The following is a 20869-nucleotide window of genomic DNA, read 5'->3' on the forward strand; positions in this document are numbered from 1 at the left end:
GGGCCGGGCCTTCGTGCGTCGCGCGCGGGGCGGGCGGGGGACGGCGAAGGGGCCGACAGCGGGTGCTGTCGGCCCCTTCGGGAGTGGATCAGTCCGTGCGGTGGATCACCGGACCCGCAGCGGTCCCGCGAAGGACTTGCGCAGGGCCGGCGGAGCGGCGACGGGGAGCAGCGCGGCGAGCATCCTGCCCTTGAGGGTGCCCGGCTGCCGCGTCAGCTGGACGTCGACCCGGGTTCCGTCGCCCTCGGGGGTCATCCGGAAGACCCAGCCGCCGCCCGGGCCGAAGAGCTTGGAGTCGAGGGTGGTGACGGTGACGGTGCGGCCGCCCGGCTCCCACTCGTAGCGGGCGCGCTCCCAGGCGGCGGCGGTTCCCTCGGTGACCTCGGCCCAGGTGTCGCCGAGCGCGTGGACCTCGAAGTGTTCGGCGTCGATCGTCGGCCAGGCCTCGGCGCGGGAGGGGCCGAAGTCGGTCAGCACCGCCAGGACGTCCTCCGTGCCGAGCGTGGAGACGAGATGGAAGCGTACGACTGCCATGGTGGGTGTCCTCATCGGTAAGTAACTGCTCCAGCCGGTGACGACAGGTTTCCACGCGCTTGCGTCACCTGTCAAAGGGGTGACGAAACGAGGACATGCGTGGGCGCGGCGCCCGAGGGGGAGGGCGCCGCGCCGGGAGGTGTTACGCCTGGAGGACCCGGTAGCTCAGGGCGGTCCGCGGGAGGTTTGCCTGGGCCAGCGTTCCGCTGAGCCACCCGGGGCCGTTGCAGTCTGCCTCGGCGTACAGCGCCAGCGTGGCGCCCCCGTTGGCGATCTGCACCGAGCGGGCGCCGGGCCACAGGGTGTGGCAGGTGCCGAGGTCGGTGAGGTCGACGGTGGTGGCGAACCCCTGCCCGTAGGTGGAGGAGTAGAGGCGCGCGCCCGGCTGCAGGGGCGGCCAGCCCGCGGCGCCGGCCGTCCCGGCGCCGAGGCCGACCAGGGCCGCGGCCAGGGCGACGGTGACGGCTGCGCCGCGGAGTTTCGTCTCGGGTGTGAACATGCGATCCGCCTTCTCGGGTGGGAGGGAACTGCCGGATCGGCCGGTGGCTCGTCGGGCGGTTCCGGCTCGAGGGAAGATCATTGCATCTTCAACAAAGCGCCGCGAGGGCAGAATCGGCCAAGCGCGCGCAGGCGGGAGCGATGGGCGCGTTTTCGTCACCGCCTTGACAGGTGACGGTGTGGAATGCACCCTGAAATCCGCCTCCGGCGCCGCGAGGGCGCCGCCCGCGATAGCCGACGAGGAGAGTGGCCATGGCCGAGCGGCCCGCAGTCGATCCCGCCGCCGAAGCGCGGCACGCACGCTACGGAACCCTTCCCGAGCGCATCCGCTTCGAGGACATGACCGAGGAGGCGGCAACCGGCCCGGGCGGCGCGGCGAACACCGCCCACGACCCCGAGCGCTCCTGGACCTTCTACAACTGCCTGGCCGTCGACCTGGCCCCGTAGCTCCGCAGCCCCGACATCCCGCAGGCGGACGTGTGAACCGACCACACCCACCGTGGCGGTGATCAGCGAGATCCACCGGGGGGTGCCCGAGGCGGAGTAGTGCCCGAGGCGGGGTGGTCAGGGGGTGGGGTGGCCGGTGAGGTGGGCGAAGACGTCGTCGAGGGTGGGGCGGCGCATGGTGAAGTCGGCGACGGGGATGTCGGCGCGGCGCAGGACGGCGGCGACGGTGGCGATGTCGTTGAGGCCGTCGTCGAGGGGGATGGAGAGCCGGCCCTTCTGGGTGTCGACGGTGGGTTCGGCGGTGAGGGCGGGGCGGAGGGCGACGAGGGCCGGGGCGACGTCGGCGGGGGAGGCGACGGTCAGCTCCAGCCATTCGCTGCCGACCTTGCGCTTCAGTTCGTCGGGGGTGCCGTCGGCGATGACGCGGCCGGAGTCGACGACCACGATCTGGTCGGCCAGGTAGTCGGCCTCCTCCAGGTACTGGGTGGTGAGGAGCACCGTGGTGCCGCCGTCGACGAGTTCGCGGACCTGGCCCCAGAGTTCCATCCGGCTCACCGGGTCGAGGCCGGTGGTGGGTTCGTCGAGGAAGAGCACCGGGGGTGCGGTGATCAGGCAGCTGGCGAGGTCGAGGCGGCGGCGCATGCCGCCGGAGTAGGCGCGGGCGGGGCGGTGGGCGGCGTCCGCGAGGCGGAAGCGTTCCAGGAGTTCGTCGGCCCGGCGGCGGGCCTCGCGGCGGCCGAGGTGGAGCAGGGTGCCGAGCAGGACGAGGTTCTCGCGGCCGGTCAGGACCTCGTCCACGGCGGTGTACTGGCCGGCCAGTCCGATCCGGCGCCGGACCTCGTGCGGTTGGCGGACGACGTCGTAGCCGGCCACCTCGGCGTGGCCGCCGTCCGGGGTGGTGAGGGTGGTGAGGATCTGCACGGTGGTCGTCTTGCCGGCGCCGTTCGGTCCGAGCAGGCCGAGGACGGTGCCGGTCCGGACGCCGAGGTGGATGTCGGCGATCGCCACGACGTCCCGGTGGCGCTTGTGCAGGCCCTCGGCGCGGATGGCCATGTCCATGTGGGGCTCCCGGTCGGTGGCGAGGAGGGGCGAGGCAGGAGGAGGAAGGGCGGTCAGGCGGTGAGGCGGACGGGGAGGCTGCTGTAGCCGTGGACGAAGTTGGAGTAGAGCCGGACCGGTTCGCCGAGCAGCTCGATCCCGCCGACGGTGCCGCGCAGGGCGGCGAGCATCGCCTCGACGTGGGTCCGGCCGAGGAAGGCGCCCAGGCAGAAGTGCGGGCCGTAGCCGAAGGCGACGTGCTTGTTCGGGGTGCGGGCCAGGTCGAAGCGGTTCGGCTGGTCGAAGACCTCCTCGTCGAAGTTGGCCGAGCTGTTCCAGAGCGTCACGACGTCGCCGGCCCGGATCGTCCGGTCGCCGAGTTCGACGTCGGTCACGGCGCGCCGGCCGAAGTGCATGGCCGGGGTGGTCCAGCGCATGACCTCCTCCACGGCCGGCTCCAGCCCGACCGAGCCGTCCTTCAGCGCCCGCCACTGCTCGGGGTGCCGGGAGAGGGCGATGAGCGCGCCGATGGAGGACATCCGGCTGGACTCGTCGCCGCCGAGGATCAGGCTGTAGCAGTTGAAGACGACCTCCTCCTGGCTGAGCGGCTCGCCGTCGACGGTGCCGGTCGCCAGGGCGCTGATCACGTCGTCGCCGGGGTGCTTGCGCCGCTTGGCGGCGAGGTCGGAGAAGTAGAGCAGGATCTCGTTGCGGGCCAGCCACTCCTCGGTCGCGGTGTGCTCGGCGCTGGTGCGGGAGAGGGTCTGGGTGTTCCAGTGGACGAGGCGCTCGCGGTCCTCGACCGGGACGCCCATCAGGTCGCCGATGGTGTTGATCGGGATGTGGTCGGCGAGGTCGGTGACGAAGTCGAAGGAGCCGCGGGCCAGGCCCTCCTGGAGCAGCGCGGCGGTCCGCTCGTGCACGCCGGCCACCACCGGGGCCAGCACCCGGGGCGAGAAGGACCGGAGCATCAGGTTGCGGATCTCCCGGTGCCGCGGCCCGTCGGTGACGGCGAGCATCCGGCGGGAGGCGGAGTCCTCGCCCTGCAGCAGGGTGGCGAGCACGTTGCCGCGTTCGGAGGTGAACCGCTTGTTGTCGCGGTAGACGGCGAGCACGTCGGCGTGGCGGGAGACCGCCCAGAACGGCGGGCCCTGGTCGGTCGCCGGGTGCAGGTGGACGGGCTGTTCGGCGCGGAACCGGGCCCACATCGCGCGGACGTCGAGGTCGAGGTAGGTGTGCGGGTCGGTGAGGTCGATCGTGGCGAGGTCGACGGTGGCCAGGTCGACGGGCGGGGAGGCTCCGTCGACCGTCGGGGGCTGGAGGGGCATGGTCGGCCGTTTCTGTGACGGGGGCGGGTCAGGAGGACGGCGCCGGGACGGCGGGGTCAGGAGACCGCGGACCGGTAGCGGCGCAGGCTCAGCAGCACGGTGACGACGAAGACGGTCCCGAGCGAGGCGGCGATGGTGAGCGAGAGGCTCGGGGTGGCGGCGCTGCCGGCCGCGTCCGGGTTGCCCCACAGCCGCCGAAGGGCCGTCACCACGGCGCTGACCGGGTTCCACTCGGCGACCAGCCGCAGCCAGCCCGGCAGCCGGTCGACGGACTGGAAGGCGTTGGAGAGGAAGGTCAGCAGGACGGTGACCAGCCCGGCGACGACGTTGATGGTCTCCATGGTGCGGGAGAACATCCCGAGCATCAGGCCGACCCAGAGCATCGCGTACATGAAGGCGGTGAGCAGGGCGAGTCCGGCGAGGAAGGGCAGCACGCCGCTGTGCGGGCGCCAGCCGAACGCCAGGCCGGCCGCCGTGACCACGGCCAGGCCGATCAGCCCGACGACCAGGTCGCCGAGGGTGTGGCCGACCAGGACGGCGGGTCTGGAGATCGGCATGCTGCGGAACCGGTCGACCAGGCCGCCGCGCAGGTCCGCCGCGACGGCGACCGCGGTCGGGCCGATCCCGGCCAGGCCGACCTGGGCGGCCGCGCCCGCGAAGATGTACTCCTGGTAGCTGCCGCGGCCGGAGAAGGACAGCGAGCCCTGGAACAGGTAGCCGAGCACGATCATCGAGATGAGCGGGTTCATCACGATGCCGATCAGCCGGCCGGGTGCCCGGCGCAGCCGCCGCAGGCGCCGTCCGGCGACGGTGACGGATTCGAGGAGCAGGGCGAGCGGCGCCGAGCGGGGGCGGGGGGTGACGGCGGTCAGCATTCCGGGCTCCCGTCCAGGCGGCGCAGCTCGGCGTCGACGAGCCGTCCGATGACGGCCTGCGGACCGGCGTGCATCAGGTACTCATGGCCGGCGGCGATCCGGTGGACGACCACCCGTCCGTTCACGTGCTGCTCCCATCGGCCGGTCTGGTCGGCGAGTTGGTCCGCGGTCCACTCCTCGGCGGCCGCGAACAGGTGGAGGTCCCCGGTGAACCGGCCGGGGGTGAAGCGCTCCATCAGCGCGCCGTGGTGGCGCGACAGCCGCAGCAGCCGCAGCAGCGACTCCTCGTCGAGGTCGGCCAGCGGGCCGGCCTCGCGCCGCAGCAGGTCGAGCAGGGCGGCGCGGGTGCGGCCGGGGCCGGCCAGCTCGTCGCGCCGGTGGCCGAGCGCCTCCAGGGCGCGCAGCAGGAGTTCGCGGTCGTCCTGGCCGCTCTCGTCGCGGCCGGTGCGGCCGGGATAGCCGTCCAGGTCGGCCAGGAAGTCGACCTGTTCGCCGGCCTCCTGGAGCCGGACGGCGATCTCGTGGGCGAGCACGCCGCCGTAGGACCAGCCGAGCAGCCGGTACGGGCCGTGCGGCCGCAGCCGCCGGATGGTCCGGACGTAGTCCTCGGCCACCGACCGGATGGACTCGGGCAGCGGGGCGGCGGCGTCCAGTGCGGGCGACTGGAGGCCGTACAGCGGGTAGCGCGGATCGAGGTACCGGGCCAGGCCCAGGTAGGGCAGGCTGAAGCCGAGTCCGCTGTGCACCAGGAACAGCGGGGGCGCGTCGCCGTCCGGCCGGATCGGCAGGACGGGTGCGAACGCGTCCGCGGACTGTTCGGCGGAGGCGGTCGGGCGGGCCCGCTTGGCCAGTTCCGCGACGGTGCGGTGCAGGACGACGTCCGCCACCGCCAGCCGGAGGCCGGCCGACTGGGCCCGGCCGACCAGCCGGACCGCCAGCAGCGAGTGGCCGCCGAGGTCGAAGAAGCTGTCGTCGATGCCGACCTCGGGGAGGCCGAGGACCTCGGCGAAGAGCGCGCCGAGGGCCTCCTCGACGGGGTTGCGGGGGCGGCGCGCGGCGGCGGGGGTGAAGTCGGGGGCGGGGAGGCGGTTGCGGTCGATCTTGCCGTTGGGGTTGAGCGGGAGTTCGTCGAGCACGACGACCGCGCCGGGGACCATGTACCCGGGCAGGTGGTCGGCGGTGTGGTCGCGCAGGGCGGCGGGGTCGGGGGCGGTGCCGGGGGTGGGGGTGACGTAGGCGACGAGGGTGGGGCCGGCGGGGCCGTCGGTGCGGGCGATGGCGACGGCGGTGCGGACGGTGGGGTGGGTGGTGAGGACGGCTTCGATTTCGCCGGGTTCGACGCGGAAGCCGCGGATCTTGACCTGGGTGTCGGCACGGCCGAGGTAGAGGAGTCGGCCGTCGGGGGTCCAGCGGACGAGGTCGCCGGTGCGGTACATGCGCTCGCCGGGTGCGAACGGGCAGGCGAGGAAGCGGGTGGCGGTGAGGCCGGGGCGTCCGGCGTAGCCGCGGGCGAGTCCGGCGCCGGCCAGGTACAGCTCGCCGGCCACACCCGGGGGCACCGGCCGCAGCCCGTCGTCCAGCACGTACGCCCGGGTGTTGCGGATCGGGCGGCCCAGCGTCACGACCCCGTCGCCCGCCAGCCCGGCCGCCGTGGACCAGATGGTGGTCTCGGTCGGCCCGTACAGGTTGGTGACGGTGTCGGCCCGGGCGGCCAGGGCGTCGGCCAGGGCGGGCGGGACCGCCTCACCGCCGATCAGGACGCGCAGGCCGCGCACCGACTCGGGGCGGTGGAGCACGAGTTCCTGCCAGAGCGCCGGGGTCGCCTGCATGATTGTGATGCCGTCGCGTTCGAGGGAGGCGGCCAGCGCGGCCGGGTCCAGGGCGACGCCCTCCGCGCCGACGACCAGGCCCGCGCCGGACAGCAGCGGCAGGTAGACCTCCAGGCCGGAGATGTCGAAGGACCAGGTGGTGACGGCCAGCAGCCGGTCGTGGGCCTCCAGCGGGAAGCGCTCCCGGGTGGACACCAGCAGGTTCAGCAGCGACCGGTGCTCGACCATGACGCCCTTGGGCCGCCCGGTGGAGCCGGAGGTGAAGAGCAGGTAGGCCAGCCGGGAGCCGTGCAGCGGGGCGGCCCGCTCGGCGTCGGTCAGCGGTCGGCCGTCGAGGGCGGCCAGCGCGGCGTCGACCTCGGGGTCGTCCAGCACGACCGTGGGCACGCCGGTGCGCGGAAGCCGTGCGGCGATGGCGAGTTCGGTCAGCAGGAGGACGGGCGCGGCGTCGTCGAGCATCAGCCGGACGCGGTCGGCCGGGAGCGCCGGGTCGACCGGCAGGTAGGCGGCGCCGCTCTTCAGGACGGCCAGCTGCGCCACCACCATCTCCGCCGTCCGGGGCAGCGACAGGGCCACCGGCCGGTCCGGGACGACCCCGCGGTCGACCAGGTGGCGGGCGAGCCGGTTGGCCCGGGCGTCGAGTTCGGCGTAGGTGAGGGCGGTGGTGTCGGTGAGGACGGCGACGGCCTCGGGGGTGCGGGCGGCCTGGGCCTCGAAGAGGGCGACGACGGTGGTGGCGGTACCGGTGAGGGCGGGGTCGTCGGCTGCGGTGTCGTTCCACTCGGTGAGGACCTGCCGGTGCTCCTCCGGAGTGAGGACGTCCAGTCGGGACAGCGGCGTCCGCGGGTCGCGGGCGACCTGGTCGAGCAATCGGACCAGGCGGGCGGCCAGGGCCTCGGCGGTGGCCGGCTCGAACACGTCGGCGTTGTACTCCAGGGTGCCGACGAGACCGGCCGCGGAGTCGCCCGTGGAGTCGCCTGCGGAGTCGCCCGGGGAACCGCTCGCGGAGTCGTCCTGGCGGCGGCGCTCGGTGACGGCCAGGGACAGGTCGAACTTGGCGCCGTCCGCCCCGACCGGCTGCTCCGTCGCCGTCAACCCCGGGAGGTCCAGGGACGGTTGGGTGTTGTTCTGGAGGGCCAGCATGACCTGGAAGAGCGGGTTGCGGCCCATGGAGCGTGCGGGGTCGAGGACTTCGACGAGTCGTTCGAAGGGGATGTCCTGGTGTTCGTAGGCCTTGAGGGCGGTTTCCCGGGCGCGGTCGAGGAGTTGGGTGAAGGCGGGGTCGCCGCTGGTGTCGGTGCGCAGGACGAGGGTGTTCATGAAGCAGCCGACGAGGTCTTCCATGGCGTCGTCGGTGCGTCCGGCGATGGGGGAGCCGATGGGGATGTCGTGGCCGGCGCCGAGGCGGGTGAGGAGGGCGGCGAGGGCGGCCTGGAGGATCATGAAGAGCGAGGCGCCGTTGTCGCGGGCGAGGTGGGCGAGGCGGTCGTGGGTGTCGGGGTGGACGCGGAAGGGGACGGTGCCGCCGCGGTGGGTGGCGACCTTGGGGCGGGGGCGGTCGAAGGGCAGGGCGAGTTCCTCGGGGAGGTCGGCGAGGTTCTCCGTCCAGTACGCCAACTGCTGTGCGGCCAGGGAGGTTTGGTCGTGGTCGTCGCCGAGGAGGTCCTGCTGCCAGAGGGTGTAGTCCGCGTACTGCACCGGCAGCGGCTCCCAGCTCGGAGCGGTGCCGGTGGACCGGGCCGCGTACGCCCGTGAGAGGTCCCGGGCCAGCGGGGTGGCGGACCAGCCGTCGGCCACGATGTGGTGGACGATCAGCAGGAGCAGGTGCTCCGCCGGGCCGGTGCGCAGCAGCGTCGCGCGGACGGGGAGCCGGGTCGCGAGGTCGAAGCCGCGGGCCGCCTCGCGGGCGGCTTCCGCCGGGGCCTCGGCGGGGGAGGTCTCCCGGACGGTGAGTCCGGTCCAGGCCTCGGTGCCCAGGACCTCCTGGCGGGGCTCGCCGTCGGTCTCGGGGAAGACGGTGCGCAGCACCTCGTGCCGCTCGACCAGGTCGGCCAGCGCCGCCTCCAGTGCCGTGACGTCCAGCGCCCCGGAGAGCCGGACCGCGAAGGCCATGTTGTAGGCCGCCGAGCCGGGCTCCAGCCGGTTCAGGAACCACAGCCGCCGCTGGGCGGAGGACAGCGGCAGAGCGGCCGGGCGCGGTCCGGGCCGCAGCGCGGGCCGCGCGGAGCGGTCCCGGTGGAGGCGGCCGGCCAGCCTGGCCACGGTCGGCGCCTCGAACACGTCCCGGATCGAGACGGTCGACCCCAGTGCCGTACGGATCCGGCTGACCAGCCTGGTCGCCAGCAGCGAGTGGCCGCCGAGGTCGAAGAAGCTGTCGTCGATGCCGACCCGGGGCAGGGCCAGGACCTCGGCGTAGAGGGCGCAGAGGCGCTCCTCGGCCGGGGTGCGGGGCGGCCGGGCGGCGACGGGGGTGAAGTCGGGGGCGGGCAGCCGGTTGCGGTCGATCTTCCCGCTCGGGGTGAGGGGGAGTTCGTCGAGCACGAGGACGGCGGCCGGGACCATGTGGTCGGGCAGGTGGTCGGCGGTGTGGTCGCGCAGGGCGGCGGGGTCGGGGGCGGTGCCGGGGGTGGGGGTGACGTAGGCGACGAGGGTGGCGCCTGCGGGGCCGTCGGTACGGGCGATGGCGACGGCGGTGCGGACGTCGGGGTGGGTGGTGAGGACGGCTTCGATCTCGCCGGGTTCGACGCGGAAGCCGCGGATCTTGACCTGGGTGTCGGCGCGGCCGAGGTAGCCGAGCTGGCCGTCGGGGGTCCAGCGGACGAGGTCGCCGGTGCGGTACATCCGGGAGCCGGGCTCGTAGGGGCAGGCGAGGAAGCGGGTGGCGGTGAGGCCGGGGCGTCCGGCATAGCCGCGGGCGAGTCCGGCGCCGGCCAGGTACAGCTCGCCGGCCACGCCCGGGGGCACCGGCCGCAGCCCGTCGTCCAGCACGTACGCCCGCATGTTCCAGATCGGACGGCCGATCAGGGTGTCGGCGCCGTCCGGCCCGGCGCACACCTCGCCCCGGGTCGCGACGGCACCGGCCTCCGAGGCGCCGTAGAAGTTGAGCAGCCGGGCCGAGGGCAGGGCCTGCCGGAACGCCCGGACGGTGGCGGCGGGCAGCTGCTCGCCGCTGCAGATCCAGACCGCGCAGTCCGCGACGGCGGTTGGCTCGGCGCTGTCCAGGAAGGCGTTCAGCAGGCTGGGCACGACGGTGAGCCGGGCGATGCCGTGCCGGGCCGTGGCCGCCGCCAGCTCGGGTACGCTCCGGGCCGTGTCGGCGTCGACCAGGACGGTCGAGCCGCCGGACAGCAGCGGCGCCAGCAGCTCGGTGATCCCGTCGATGACGCTGACCGGCGACTTCGCCAGGATCGCGGCCTCCCGCTGCTCGGGGAGCTCCTCGGCGAACCAGGTCAGCCGGTTGACCAGGGCGCGGTGCAGTCCGAGCACGCCCTTGGGCCGGCCGGTGGAGCCCGAGGTGTAGATGACGTACGCCGGGTGGTCGGGCAGCAGCGGGCAGGTGCGGTCCGCGTCCGTGGGGGCGGTGCCGGGGAGGGCGGCCGTGGCGCGCTCCAGTGCCGGGTCGTCCAGCAGCAGGCGGGGCAGGCCGGTCTCCGGCAGCTGTCCGGCGGTCGCGCTGTCGGTCAGCAGGAGGACGGGCGCGGCGTCGTCGAGCATCAGCCGGACGCGGTCGGCCGGGTACGCCAGGTCGACGGGCAGGTGCGCGCCGCCGGCCTTGAGCACGGCCAGCAGGGCGACGACCATGTGCGGCGACCGGGGCGCCGCGAGCGCCACCGTGCTCTCCGGTCCGACGCCCCGGCCGATGAGGTGGTGGGCGAGCCGGTTGGCCCGGGCGTCGAGTTCCGCGTAGGTCAGGGCGGTGGTGTCGCTGCGGACGGCGACGGCCTCGGGGGTGCGGGCGGCCTGGGCCTCGAAGAGGGCGACGACGGTGGTGCCCGGGTGGCCGCCGGCGGTGTCGTTCCACTCGGTGAGGACCTGCCGGTGCTCGCGCTCGGACAGCAGGTCGAGCCGCCCCAGCGGGAGCCCCGGGTCGCGGGCGACCTGGTCGAGCAGCCGGACCAGGCGGGCGACCAGGGCCTCCGCGGTGGCCGGCTCGAACACGTCCGCGCTGTACTCCAGGAAGCCGTCGATGCCGGCCGGGGCGGCGCCGGCGTCCTGCTGTTCGGCCAGGAAGAAGTTCAGGTCGAACTTGACCGAGTCGGCGGCCGGCGGCTCGAAGGCCGCCCGGACGCCGGGCAGGGCCAGCTCGGGACGGGTGTTGTTCTGGAGCACCAGCATGACCTGGAAGAGCGGGTTGCGGCCCATGGAGCGTGCGGGGTCGAGGACTTCGACGAGTCGTTCGAAGGGGATGTCCTGGTGCTCGTAGGCCTTGAGGGCGGTTTCCCGGGCGCGGTCGAGGAGTTGGGTGAAGGCGGGGTCTCCGCTGGTGTCGGTGCGCAGGACGAGGGTGTTCATGAAGCAGCCGACGAGGTCTTCCATGGCGTCGTCGGTGCGTCCGGCGATGGGGGAGCCGATGGGGATGTCGTGGCCGGCGCCGAGGCGGGTGAGGAGGGCGGCGAGGGCGGCCTGGAGGACCATGAAGAGGGAGGCGCCGTTGTCGCGGGCGAGGTGGGCGAGTCGGTCGTGGGTGTCGGGGTGGACGCGGAAGGGGACGGTGCCGCCGCGGTGGGTGGCGACCTTGGGGCGGGGGCGGTCGAAGGGCAGGGCGAGTTCCTCGGGGAGGTCGGCGAGGTTCTCCGTCCAGTACGCCAACTGCTGTGCGGCCAGGGAGGTCTGGTCGTGGTCCTCGCCGAGGAGGTCCTGCTGCCAGAGGGTGTAGTCCGCGTACTGCACCGGCAGCGGCTCCCACGCGGGGGCCGTGCCGCGTGCCCGCGCCGCGTACGCCCGTGAGAGGTCCCGGGTGAGCGGTGCGGCGGACCAGCCGTCCCAGGCGATGTGGTGGACGATCAGCAGCAGCAGGTGCTCCGCCGGGCCGGTGCGCAACAGGGCGGCCCGCAGCGGGAGTTCGGTCGACAGGTCGAAGCCGCGGGCGGCCTCCGCCGGGGCCTCGGCGGCCTCCCGGACGGTGAGCCCGGTCCAGGCCTCCGTGCCCAGCACTTCCTGGCGGGGTTCGCCGTCGGTCTCCGGGAAGACGGTGCGCAGCACCTCGTGCCGCTCGGCCAGGTCGGCCAGCGCCGCGTCCAGCGCGGCGGTGTCCAGGGCCCCGGAGAGCCGGACCGCGAAGGTCACGTTGTAGGCCGCCGAGCCCGGCTCCAGCCGGTTCAGGAACCACAACCGCCGCTGGGCGAACGATAGTTCACCGGAACGGTCGCCCTGGACGGCGGGCCGCAGCGGCGGCCGGACCGCGCCGCCGGCCGCGAGCTCCCGGGCGACGCCGGCCACCGTCCGCTGCTCGAAGAGCGTACGGATCGGCACCTCGGTGCCCAGGGCGGAGCGGACCCTGCTGATCACCTGGGTGGCCAGCAGGGAGTGGCCGCCGAGGTCGAAGAAGTCGTCGTCGATGCCGACGGCGGTCCGGCCGAGCGCGTCCGCGAAGATCCCGCCGAGGATCTCCTCGACCGGGGTGCGCGGCAGCCGGCCCGCCGGGGCGGGGGCGCTGTCGGGGGCGGGCAGGGCCCGGCGGTCCAGCTTGCCCTGCGGGGTGAGCGGCAGCGCGTCGAGCACGACGACGGCGGCCGGGACCATGTACTCGGGCAGGGCCTCGGCGACCCGCTCCCGCAGCGCGGCCGGGTCCGGTACGGCCGGGGGCCGGGCGACCACGTAGGCCACCAGCCGGTCCTCGCCGTCGTCGGCGCGGACCACGACGGCGGCCTGCGCCACCTCGGGCCGGCCGGTCAGCACGGACTCGATCTCGCCGAGTTCGATCCGGAAGCCTCGCAGCTGCACCTGGTCGTCGGCCCGTCCGGCGTAGTCGAGTTGGCCGTCGGGGCGCCAGCTCGCCAGGTCGCCGGTGCGGTACATCCGCTCGCCGGCGGGGCCGAAGGGATCGGCGACGAAGCGTTCGGAGGTCAGGCCGGGCCGGTCCAGGTAGCCACGGGCCAGGTTGCCGCCGACGTAGAGTTCGCCGACCACCCCGGCCGGGACGGGCCGCAGCGCGGAGTCGAGCACGTAGACCCGGTGGGCCCGGGTGGGCCGGCCGATCGGGGGCCGGCCCGAGCCGCCGAGCCGTTCGCCACCACTGAGCCGTTCGCTGAGCCGTTCGCCGCCACCCAGCCGCTCGCTCACCGTCGAGGCGAGGACGGCCTCGGTGGGCCCGTAGCCGTTGATCATCTGCAGCTGCCCGGACCAGCGGTCCACCACGTGCGGCGGGCAGGCCTCCCCGGCGACGACCATGGTCAGGTCGGCGGGCAGCCGGGTGCCGTCCGGCAGCGCGGCGGCGACCACCGGCGGCAGCCCGGCGAGGTTCACCCGGTGGCGGTGGATCAGGTCGACCAGTGGCCGGCCGGGGACCCGGCACTCCTCGTCGGCGACCACCAGGGTGCCGCCGCCGAGCAGGGACAGGCTCAGCTCCCAGACCGAGGCGTCGAAGCTGAACGAGGCGAACTTCAGCACCCGGGTGTCCGGGCCTACGCCGAAGCGCTCGATCAGGCTCGCCACCATCGCGGCGAAGCCGGAGTGGTCGACCGTCACGCCCTTGGGCCGGCCGGTCGATCCGGAGGTGTAGATGACGTACGCCGGGTGCCGGGGCAGCAGCGGGGCGGTCCGCTCGGCGTCCTGCGGGGTGTGTGCCGGGAGGCCGGCCAGCTCCGCCAGGGTGGCCGGGTCGTCGAGCAGCACCGTGCGGCAGTCGGCCCCGGCGAGCTGCGGGGCGAGGGCGGCGGTGGTGAGCAGGACGGCGGGCCGGCTGTCGGCCAGCATGAAGGCGATCCGGTCGGCGGGGTACTTGGGGTCGATCGGCAGGTACGCGGCGCCGGTCTTGAGCGCGGCCAGGACGGCGCAGGTCATCTCGACCGGGTCGGGTACGGCCAGCGCGATGATCCGCTCCGGTCCGACGCCGTGGGCGATCAGCAGCCGGGCCAGCCGGTTGGAGCGCTCGTCCAGCTCGCGGTAGGTCGTCTCGCGGTCCTCGAAGACCACGGCCACGGCCTCGGGCGCCCGGGCGACCTGGGCGGCGAACAGCGCGGGGACGACGGTGCGCGGGGCGGCGGCGGCCCGTCCGGCCCAGTCGCCGAGGATCCGGTGGTGCTCCTCGTCGGTGAGCAGGGGCAGCCGGCGGAGCGGGACGTCCGGGGCCGCCAGGACGCTCTCCACCACGTGGGCGAAGCGGTCCAGGATGCGGACGACCTCGTCGCGGTCGTAGCGGTCGGGGCGGAACTGGGCGCTCAGCGTCAGCCGGGTGTCCGGGTAGGCGAGGACCGCGAGGCCGCGCTCGCCGGCCAGCCGGGTGCGGGCGTTGCCCAGCCGCAGCTCGGGCACCAGCGCGTTGAGCCGGCCGACGTCGGCCTGCGGCTGGTTCTGGTAGCTGAACACGGTGTCGAACAGCTCGCCGGCCCCGGCGATCCGCTGCACCTCGGCCAGGCCGAGGTGCCGGTGGTCGAGCAGGGCCGTCTGCTGCTCGTCGATCCGGTGGAGGAGCGCGGCGACGGGCAGGTCCGGGTCGAGCCGCACCCGTACCGGGAGCATGTTCAGGAAGAGTCCGACCAGCGACTCGATGCCCGGAAGCTCAGGCGGCCGCACCGAGTTGACCGCGCCGAACACCACGTCCGGGGCGTCGGTGAGCCGGCCGAGCAGCAGCGCCCAGCAGCCCTGGAGGACGGTGTTGAGGGTGAGGTTCTCCGCGCGGGCCCAGGCGACCAGCCGGGCGGTGAGCTCCTCGGGCAGGGCGAGGTCGACGGCCTCGGGCAGCCCCGGGTCGCCCGGCCGGTCGGCCGTGCCGAGCCGCAGCGGCTCGCCCAGCCCGTCCAGTGCCTGCCGCCAGGCCGCGCGGGCGGCCTCGGTGTCCTGGGCGGCGAGCCAGTCGAAGTACGCCCGGTAGGAGGGCGCCGGGGGCAGGACGGCCGGATCGCCTCCGGTGGCGTACAGGGTGAACAGCTCCTGGGCGATCACGCCCATCGACCAGCCGTCCACCAGCAGGTGGTGCAGGGTCCAGAGCAGCCGGACCCGGTCGGGGGCCAGCCGGAGCACGGTGAAGCGCAGCAGCGGGGGCCGGGCCAGGTCGAAGCCGCGGGTCCAGTCCGCGTCGGTCAGCCGCTCGGCCTCGGCCGTCCGCTCCGCCTCGGTGGGGAGCCCGGACAGGTCGACCTCCTCCCAGGGCACCGGCACCGCGGCGGCTACGACCTGCCGGGCGTCCTCGGCGGACCGCTCGGGGAAGCACACCCGCAGGCCGGCGTGCCGGGCCAGCAGCGCGGCGGCCGCGGTGCGCAGCGCGGCCGGGTCGAAGGGCCCCTCGATGTCGAGGACGGCCTGCATCAGGTAGGAGTTCATGCCCTGCTTGTCGAACTCCGTCTGGAAGATCAGGCCCTTCTGGAGCGGTGACAGCTCCAGCGCCTCGCCGTCCGCCGCCCCGTCCTGCTCGCCGGGGACGGCCTGCTCGGCCTGTTCGGCGTGGGCAGCCAGGGCTTCGAGGGCGCGGAACCAGGCGCGGGCGATGTGCTCGGCGTCGGCGTCGGCCAGTGCCTCCGGGGCCCAGAGCCAGTCGGCGACCAGGTGCGGCCCGTCCGGCCGGTCCTCGGTGACGGGCGTGGCCGCGAGCACGTGCCGCAGCGGCATGCTCGGGTGCACCCCGGTGCCGACGACGGCGTGCCGGGCGTCCGGCAGCCAGTCCCCGGCGCTCTCGTCCCGGTCGGTCCGGAACCGGCCGAGGTAGTTGAAGCCGAGCTCCGGCACGCCGTTCCGGGCCAGGGCGGTGACGGTCTGCGGGTTGAGGTGGCGCAGCAGCCCGTGGCCGAGCCCGTGGTCGGGCAGCCGGCCGAGCTGCTGCCGCACCCGGCGCACGGCCGCGTCGAGCGGCTCGCGCCCGGCGTCGCCCGGATCCAGCCGTACCGGGAAGACGCTGGTGAACCAGCCGACCGTACGGGAGAGTTCGGCCTCGTCGGTGAACGGCTCGCGGCCGTGGCCCTCCAGTTCGACGGTGACGGCGCCGGCCGGGCGGTCGCGGTGCCGGCGCCAGTCGGCGACGGCGAGCGCGAGGCCGGTCAGCAGCAGGTCGTTGATCTCCCCGCCGTAGACCCGGCGGGCGGCGGCGAGCAGTGTCGCGGTGGTGTCCGCGGGCAGCTCCAGCCGGAGCCGGTGGGCGGAGCCGTACACGTCCCGCTCGGGGTCCAGCGGACGGGAGCCGAGCGGCTCCGAGGCCGCCGACTGCTCGGCCCACAGCGGGAATTCGCGCACCCGCTCGGCGGTGCGGGCCTGCTCGCCGAGCAGCTGCGACCAGCGGCGGTAGGAGGTGCCGACCGGTTCCGGGGCGAGGCCCCGGCAGGCGGCGGCGAGGTCGGCGACCAGGACCCGCCAGGAGACCCCGTCCACGCACAGGTGGTGGGTCAGCCAGACCAGCCGGCCGGGGCGGCCGGGGCCGGCGTCGAGCAGGACGAGCCGGGTCACCGCGCCGTCCTCGGGGGCCAGCCCGGTGCGGGCCGCGGCGATCTGCTCGTCGACGGCGGCGGCCAGCGCGGCCGGGTCGTCGGCGAGCGCCGAGACGTCGACCCGGCGGACGGCGTCGGCGGCCCGGACGGCGCCCCTGGGCAGGGCCTCCAGGGACCACAGGCCCGGCGCCACCACGGTCAGCCGCGACCGCAGCGCGGCGTGGTGGTCCAGCAGGACGGCGGTGGCCGCGGTCAGCCGGTCGAGGTCCAGGCCGGCCGGGGTGGTGAGCACCTGGTACTGGCTGTACTCCCTGGTCCGCTCGTCCAGGACGCCGAGGTCCTCGCGCAACTGGTGGGCGATCGGCAGGAGTTCGACCTCGCCGGTGTCGTCCGGCGCGGCGGCCGGGCGGGCCGGGCCGCCCGGTGCGGCGAGCGCCGCGATGGCGGCGGGGGTGTGGTGGGTGCGGATCTGCAGCGGGGTGACGGTCAGTCCGGCCCGGCGGGCGTGGCCGACCGCCAGGATGGCGCTGATGCTGTCCCCGCCCAGCTCGAAGAAGTTGTCGCCGGGGCGGACCTCCGGCACGCCGAGGACCTCGGCGAACGCGGCGCAGACGATCTCCTCGGCCCGGCTGCGCGGCGTGTCCGGCCGGGCCGGGGCCTCGGCGCCGGCGGGTGCCGGGTCGGGCAGCGCCCGGCGGTCGACCTTGCCGTGCGGGGTGAGCGGCAGGGCGTCCAGGAGCAGGACGTTCGGCGGCACCATGTACTCCGGCAGGACGGCGGCCAGGCGCTCGCGGACCCCGGCCGGGTCGAGCACGGCCCCGGCGCGCGGGACGCAGTAGCCGACCAGCCGGGTGCTCCCGCCGGTGCCGCCGACCGCCCGTACCGCCGCGTCGGAGACGTCCGGCAGCGCGCGCAGCGCCGCCTCGATCTCGCCGAGCTCGATCCGGTGGCCGCGCACCTTCACCTGGTTGTCCCGGCGGTCCAGGAAGACCAGTTGCCCGTCCGCGCCGCGCACCACGCGGTCGCCGGTGCGGTACATCCGGCTGCCCGCCGGGCCGTACGGGTCGGGCACGAACGCGGCGGCGGAGCGGGCCGGGTCGGCCAGGTAGCCGCGGCCGACGCCGGCGCCGCCGACGTACAGCTCGCCGGGCGCGCCCTGGGGGACCGGGAGCAGGGCGTCGTCGAGCACGTAGAGCCGGGTGTTGCGGACCGGGCGGCCGATCGGGACGGCGCCGTGTTCCGGCAGCCCGTGGCCGAGGTGCGCGTGGGTGACGTCGTCCGAGCACTCGGTGGGCCCGTACGCGTTGACCAGTCCGACCAGCGGGTAGCGGCTGGTCCAGCGCCGGCACAGGTCGGCGGGCAGCGCCTCGCCGGTCGCCACCAGGTGGCGCAGCGCGGCCAGCACGGGAGCGCCGGCGCCCAGGTCCCAGGCGTCCAGGGCGGCGCGCAGCAGTGAGGGGACGACCTCCAGGACGGTGACGTCCTCGGTGTCGGCGAGGGCGAACAGCAGGTCGGGGTCGGCCGCGGTCTCCCGGCGCACCACCCGGACCCGGCCGCCGACCACCAGCGGCGCGAGCATCTGCCACACCGACACGTCGAAGGTGACCGGGGCGTTCTGCACCACGCTGTCGGCCGCGTCCAGCGCCAGGTCGTCGACCTTCGCCAGCAGGTGGTTGACCATCCCCGCGCGGTGCACCATGGCGCCCTTGGGCGCCCCGGTGGACCCGGAGGTGAAGATCACGTACGCCAGGTCCAGCGGGGTGCCGAGGACCGGCGCGAGGTCGTCGGCGGCGTCCCGCTCCCGCGCGGAGACCTCCAGCAGCCGGACCGGACGGCCGGCGGAGGCGGCCACCCGTTCGGCGAGTAGTCGGTGGGCGGCGTCCGCGACCACGGTGGTGATCCCGTTGTCGGCGAGCAGGGCGACGGTCCTGGCCTCGGGCGCGCCCGGGTCCAGCGGGACGTAGGCCGCGCCGGCGCCGATCACGCCGAGCACCGAGGCGATGAAGTCGGAGCCCGGGGTGACCAGCAGGGCCACCAGGCCGGCGTCGCCGACCCGGCGGGAGAGGGCGCTGGCCCGGCCGACCAGCTCGGCGTACGTGGTCGTGCCGCCGTCCTCGGCGACCGCCACGGCCTCGGGGCGCCGGGCGGCGAGCTCGCGGATCCGGGCCACCGCGCAGTCGAAGCCCGCCGGGCGCTCGGGCCCGCTCGACTCCCGCACCCAGGCGGCGCGGTCCCCGGTGTCCACGGCCAGGCCGCCGACCGGCTGATCGTCCCCGGCCTCGGCGAAGCGGTCCAGGAACTCCACCAGCCGGGCGAGGTGGCCGTCGATCTCCGCGTCGGTGTAGCGGTCCGGGTTGCCGTTGAGGTGCAGCTCGATGCCGGCCCCGGCGGTCTCGACCACGGTGACCATCAGGTCGTCGATCAGCCCGGTCGACAGGTTCACCACCCGCGCCGTGCACGGCCCGAGGGCCAGCTCGGCCTGCTGCGGCAGCAGGTTGACGAACGGTCCGAAGGGCCGCCGGTCGTCGCTGCGCAGCCCCATGGCGCGGCGGATCGCGCTGACCCGGTGGCGCTGGTGGCGGAGCGCCTGGGCCAGCTCCTTGGAGGTGTGGCGCAGCAGCCCGGCCCTGGTCAGAGCGGGGCGGACGGGCACCCGCAGCGGCAGGTAGTTGGCCAGCATGCCGGGGACCGACCGCTCGTGGGCGGTCGGCCGGGCGGTCACCGGCAGGGTCAGCAGGACGTCCTCGACCCCGGTCATCCGCTGGGTGTACACCGCGACCGCCGCCATCACCGCGGTCGGCCAGGTGACGTCCGCGCGGCTGGCGGCCGCGCGCAGCCGGGCGCTGGTGCCGGCGGACAGGGCGGCGGTGCGGCGCAGGAAGCCCTGCGGCGCGGCCGTCGCGGGCTCCCGGTGGGAGAGGTCGGCGGGCTCGGGCGGCTCGGGGAACCGGCGCTGCCAGAACTCGGCGTCCCGCCGGGCCCGGGAGGAGCCGAGGTAGGCGGCCTCGGCGGTGAGCAGGTCGGCGAGCGGGGGCAGGGCCGGGCCGGCGTCCCCGCCGTCGGCCTCGTACAGTTCGGCCAGTCGGCGCCAGAGCACCACCTGGCTGAAGCCGTCGCACAGCAGGTGGTGGACGGAGAGGTAGAAGAGCGCCCGGTCCGGGCCCAGGGTGAGGACGGCGAGCCGGAACAGCGGGAACCCGGCGGGGTCGTAGGGCTTCGCCAGGTCCGTCCGCATCCAGTCCAGCGCCGCCGCGGACGGATCGGGCTCGGCGCCGAAGTCCAGCTCGTCGAGCGGGAGTTCGGCGACCTCGCGGAGGCGCTGGCGGGGTTCGCCGTCGACGTCGAGGAACTGGGCGCGCAGGCACTGCGCCTCCTCGACCAGCCGGCCCAGCGCGGTGCGGAAGCGGGCCCGGTCCAGCGGGCCGCGGACGTCCAGGTAGCCGGCCGAGTTGTACGCGTTGCTCCCGCCGGCCCCGTTGACGTCGAGCCAGATCTCCGTCTGGCCGGCGGTGAGCGGCAGCGAGGTCCCCAGGACCGATGTCATCACAGGCTCCCAACGGAGGTCGGGCCGATCGAGGCGAGGCCGGTACCGGGGGCGGCCGCCTCGGCGGCCAGGGCGTCGGGGCCGAAGGACTCCAGCACCCACGCGTCGTCGTAGACGGTGTCCAGGTAGCGTTCGCCGAGGTCGGGCGCGATGGCCACGGCGGTCAGCTCCTCGTCCGGCCGGTTGGCGCCCAGCCAGCGGGCCGCCCCGCTGAGCACCGTGCCGGTCGAGCCGCCGAGCAGGAAGCCCTCGCGCAGCAGGGCGCGGCAGGCCCGGACGGTGTCGGTCTCGGCGACCAGCACGGTGTCGTCCACGTAGGACTCGTCGAGGATGGCGGGCCGGACGCTGGTGCCGATGCCGGGGATCAGCCGGCCGCCCGGCTCGTGGCCGAAGTTGACCGAGCCGACGGCGTCGACCGCGACGATCGTCACCCCCGGGTTGTTCTCCCGGAAGTACCGGGCGCAGCCCATCAGGGTGCCGGTGGTCCCGGCGCCGACGAACAGCACGTCCAGCTCCGGGAAGGCCTTGGCGATCTGCGGCCCGGTGGTGCGGTAGTGGGCGGTCCAGTTGCCCGGGTTGGCGTACTGGTTGAGCCAGTGGAAGTCCCGGTGCTCGGCGCACAGCCGGGCGACCAGGTCGAGCCGGGCGCCGAGCAGGCCGCGCTGCGGGTCGGGCTCGGTCACCACCCGCACGTCGGCGCCCAGGCGCTGCATCAGCCGCCGGGAGACGGTGGTGCAGCGGGAGTCGGTGACGCAGACGAAGGTGAGCCCCCGGCTCGCCGCGACGAGGCTCAGCGCCACGCCGAGGTTCCCGGAGGAGCTCTCCACGATGGTCATCCCCGGCCGCAGGGCCCCGGACCGGAAGGCGGAGTCCACCATCTCGCCCGCCGCCCGCAGTTTGACCGAGCCGGCGAAGTTGAAGCCCTCGCACTTGAGGTACAGCGGACGGCCGATCATCCGTCGGAGGTCGACGTACAGGTCCTCGACGTCGAATTCCTGCGGTGTCGTGATAACTGGCATGCGTCTACTCCCACCCGGTCGTTCCGTGGTAGCGGGTGCCCAATCGGTCCGAAGCGATGGCCCCATGGTTTCCGAACACACTGACGTCGCACTGATTCGCAACTGATGGGGCGAAGGCCCTGGTCAGAGGCCCGGGACGGGCCCCGGGGCGCCGCCGGGGGCGCCTGCCGGGGCGGCCCCGG

General features: G+C 75.0%; 8 protein-coding genes. 1 reads left to right on the forward strand and 7 read right to left on the reverse strand.

All coding sequences use genetic code 11. The annotated features are described in order from the left end of the window. Window positions 1-105: 105 nt before the first annotated feature. On the reverse strand, window positions 106-534 hold the full coding sequence (locus ACFU7Z_RS08350; RefSeq protein WP_380776995.1) for a hypothetical protein: 429 nt from the start codon (window positions 532-534) through the stop codon (window positions 106-108). A gap of 142 nt (window positions 535-676) precedes the next feature. Beyond that, on the reverse strand, window positions 677-1033 hold the full coding sequence (locus ACFU7Z_RS08355) for a hypothetical protein (protein WP_380776996.1): 357 nt from the start codon (window positions 1031-1033) through the stop codon (window positions 677-679). Between the two features lie 251 nt (window positions 1034-1284). Between ACFU7Z_RS08355 and ACFU7Z_RS08360 the strand changes: the two genes are divergently transcribed. Next, window positions 1285-1479, forward strand: a complete 195-nt coding sequence (locus ACFU7Z_RS08360) for a hypothetical protein (RefSeq protein WP_049649282.1) — start codon at window positions 1285-1287, stop codon at window positions 1477-1479. 117 nt (window positions 1480-1596) lie between these two features. On the opposite strand, the gene ACFU7Z_RS08365 is transcribed toward ACFU7Z_RS08360, so the two are convergent. Genes ACFU7Z_RS08365 through sbnA form a run of 5 tightly spaced genes read right to left on the reverse strand, consistent with a single transcriptional unit; the run spans window position 1597 to window position 20687 of the window. Continuing rightward, complete coding sequence (locus ACFU7Z_RS08365) at window positions 1597-2538, reverse strand: ATP-binding cassette domain-containing protein (RefSeq protein WP_380776997.1); 942 nt, start codon at window positions 2536-2538, stop codon at window positions 1597-1599. Between the two features lie 53 nt (window positions 2539-2591). Further along, a complete protein-coding gene (locus ACFU7Z_RS08370) occupies window positions 2592-3845 on the reverse strand; it encodes a cytochrome P450 (RefSeq protein WP_380776998.1) in 1254 nt (417 codons plus the stop codon). A 56-nt stretch (window positions 3846-3901) separates the two neighbouring features. Continuing rightward, a complete protein-coding gene (locus ACFU7Z_RS08375; RefSeq protein WP_049649277.1) occupies window positions 3902-4720 on the reverse strand; it encodes an ABC transporter permease in 819 nt (272 codons plus the stop codon). After that, window positions 4714-19668 (reverse strand): amino acid adenylation domain-containing protein, encoded by a 14955-nt coding sequence (locus tag ACFU7Z_RS08380; RefSeq protein ID WP_380776999.1) that lies wholly within the window; start codon window positions 19666-19668, stop codon window positions 4714-4716. The genes ACFU7Z_RS08375 and ACFU7Z_RS08380 overlap by 7 nt, the downstream gene beginning before the upstream one ends. Then, window positions 19668-20687, reverse strand: a complete 1020-nt coding sequence (sbnA, locus tag ACFU7Z_RS08385; protein ID WP_049658253.1) for a 2,3-diaminopropionate biosynthesis protein SbnA — start codon at window positions 20685-20687, stop codon at window positions 19668-19670. The genes ACFU7Z_RS08380 and sbnA overlap by 1 nt, the downstream gene beginning before the upstream one ends. Window positions 20688-20869 lie beyond the last annotated feature (182 nt).

The sequence above is a fragment of the Kitasatospora sp. NPDC057518 genome (assembly GCF_042802075.1).
Taxonomy (GTDB): domain Bacteria; phylum Actinomycetota; class Actinomycetes; order Streptomycetales; family Streptomycetaceae; genus Kitasatospora.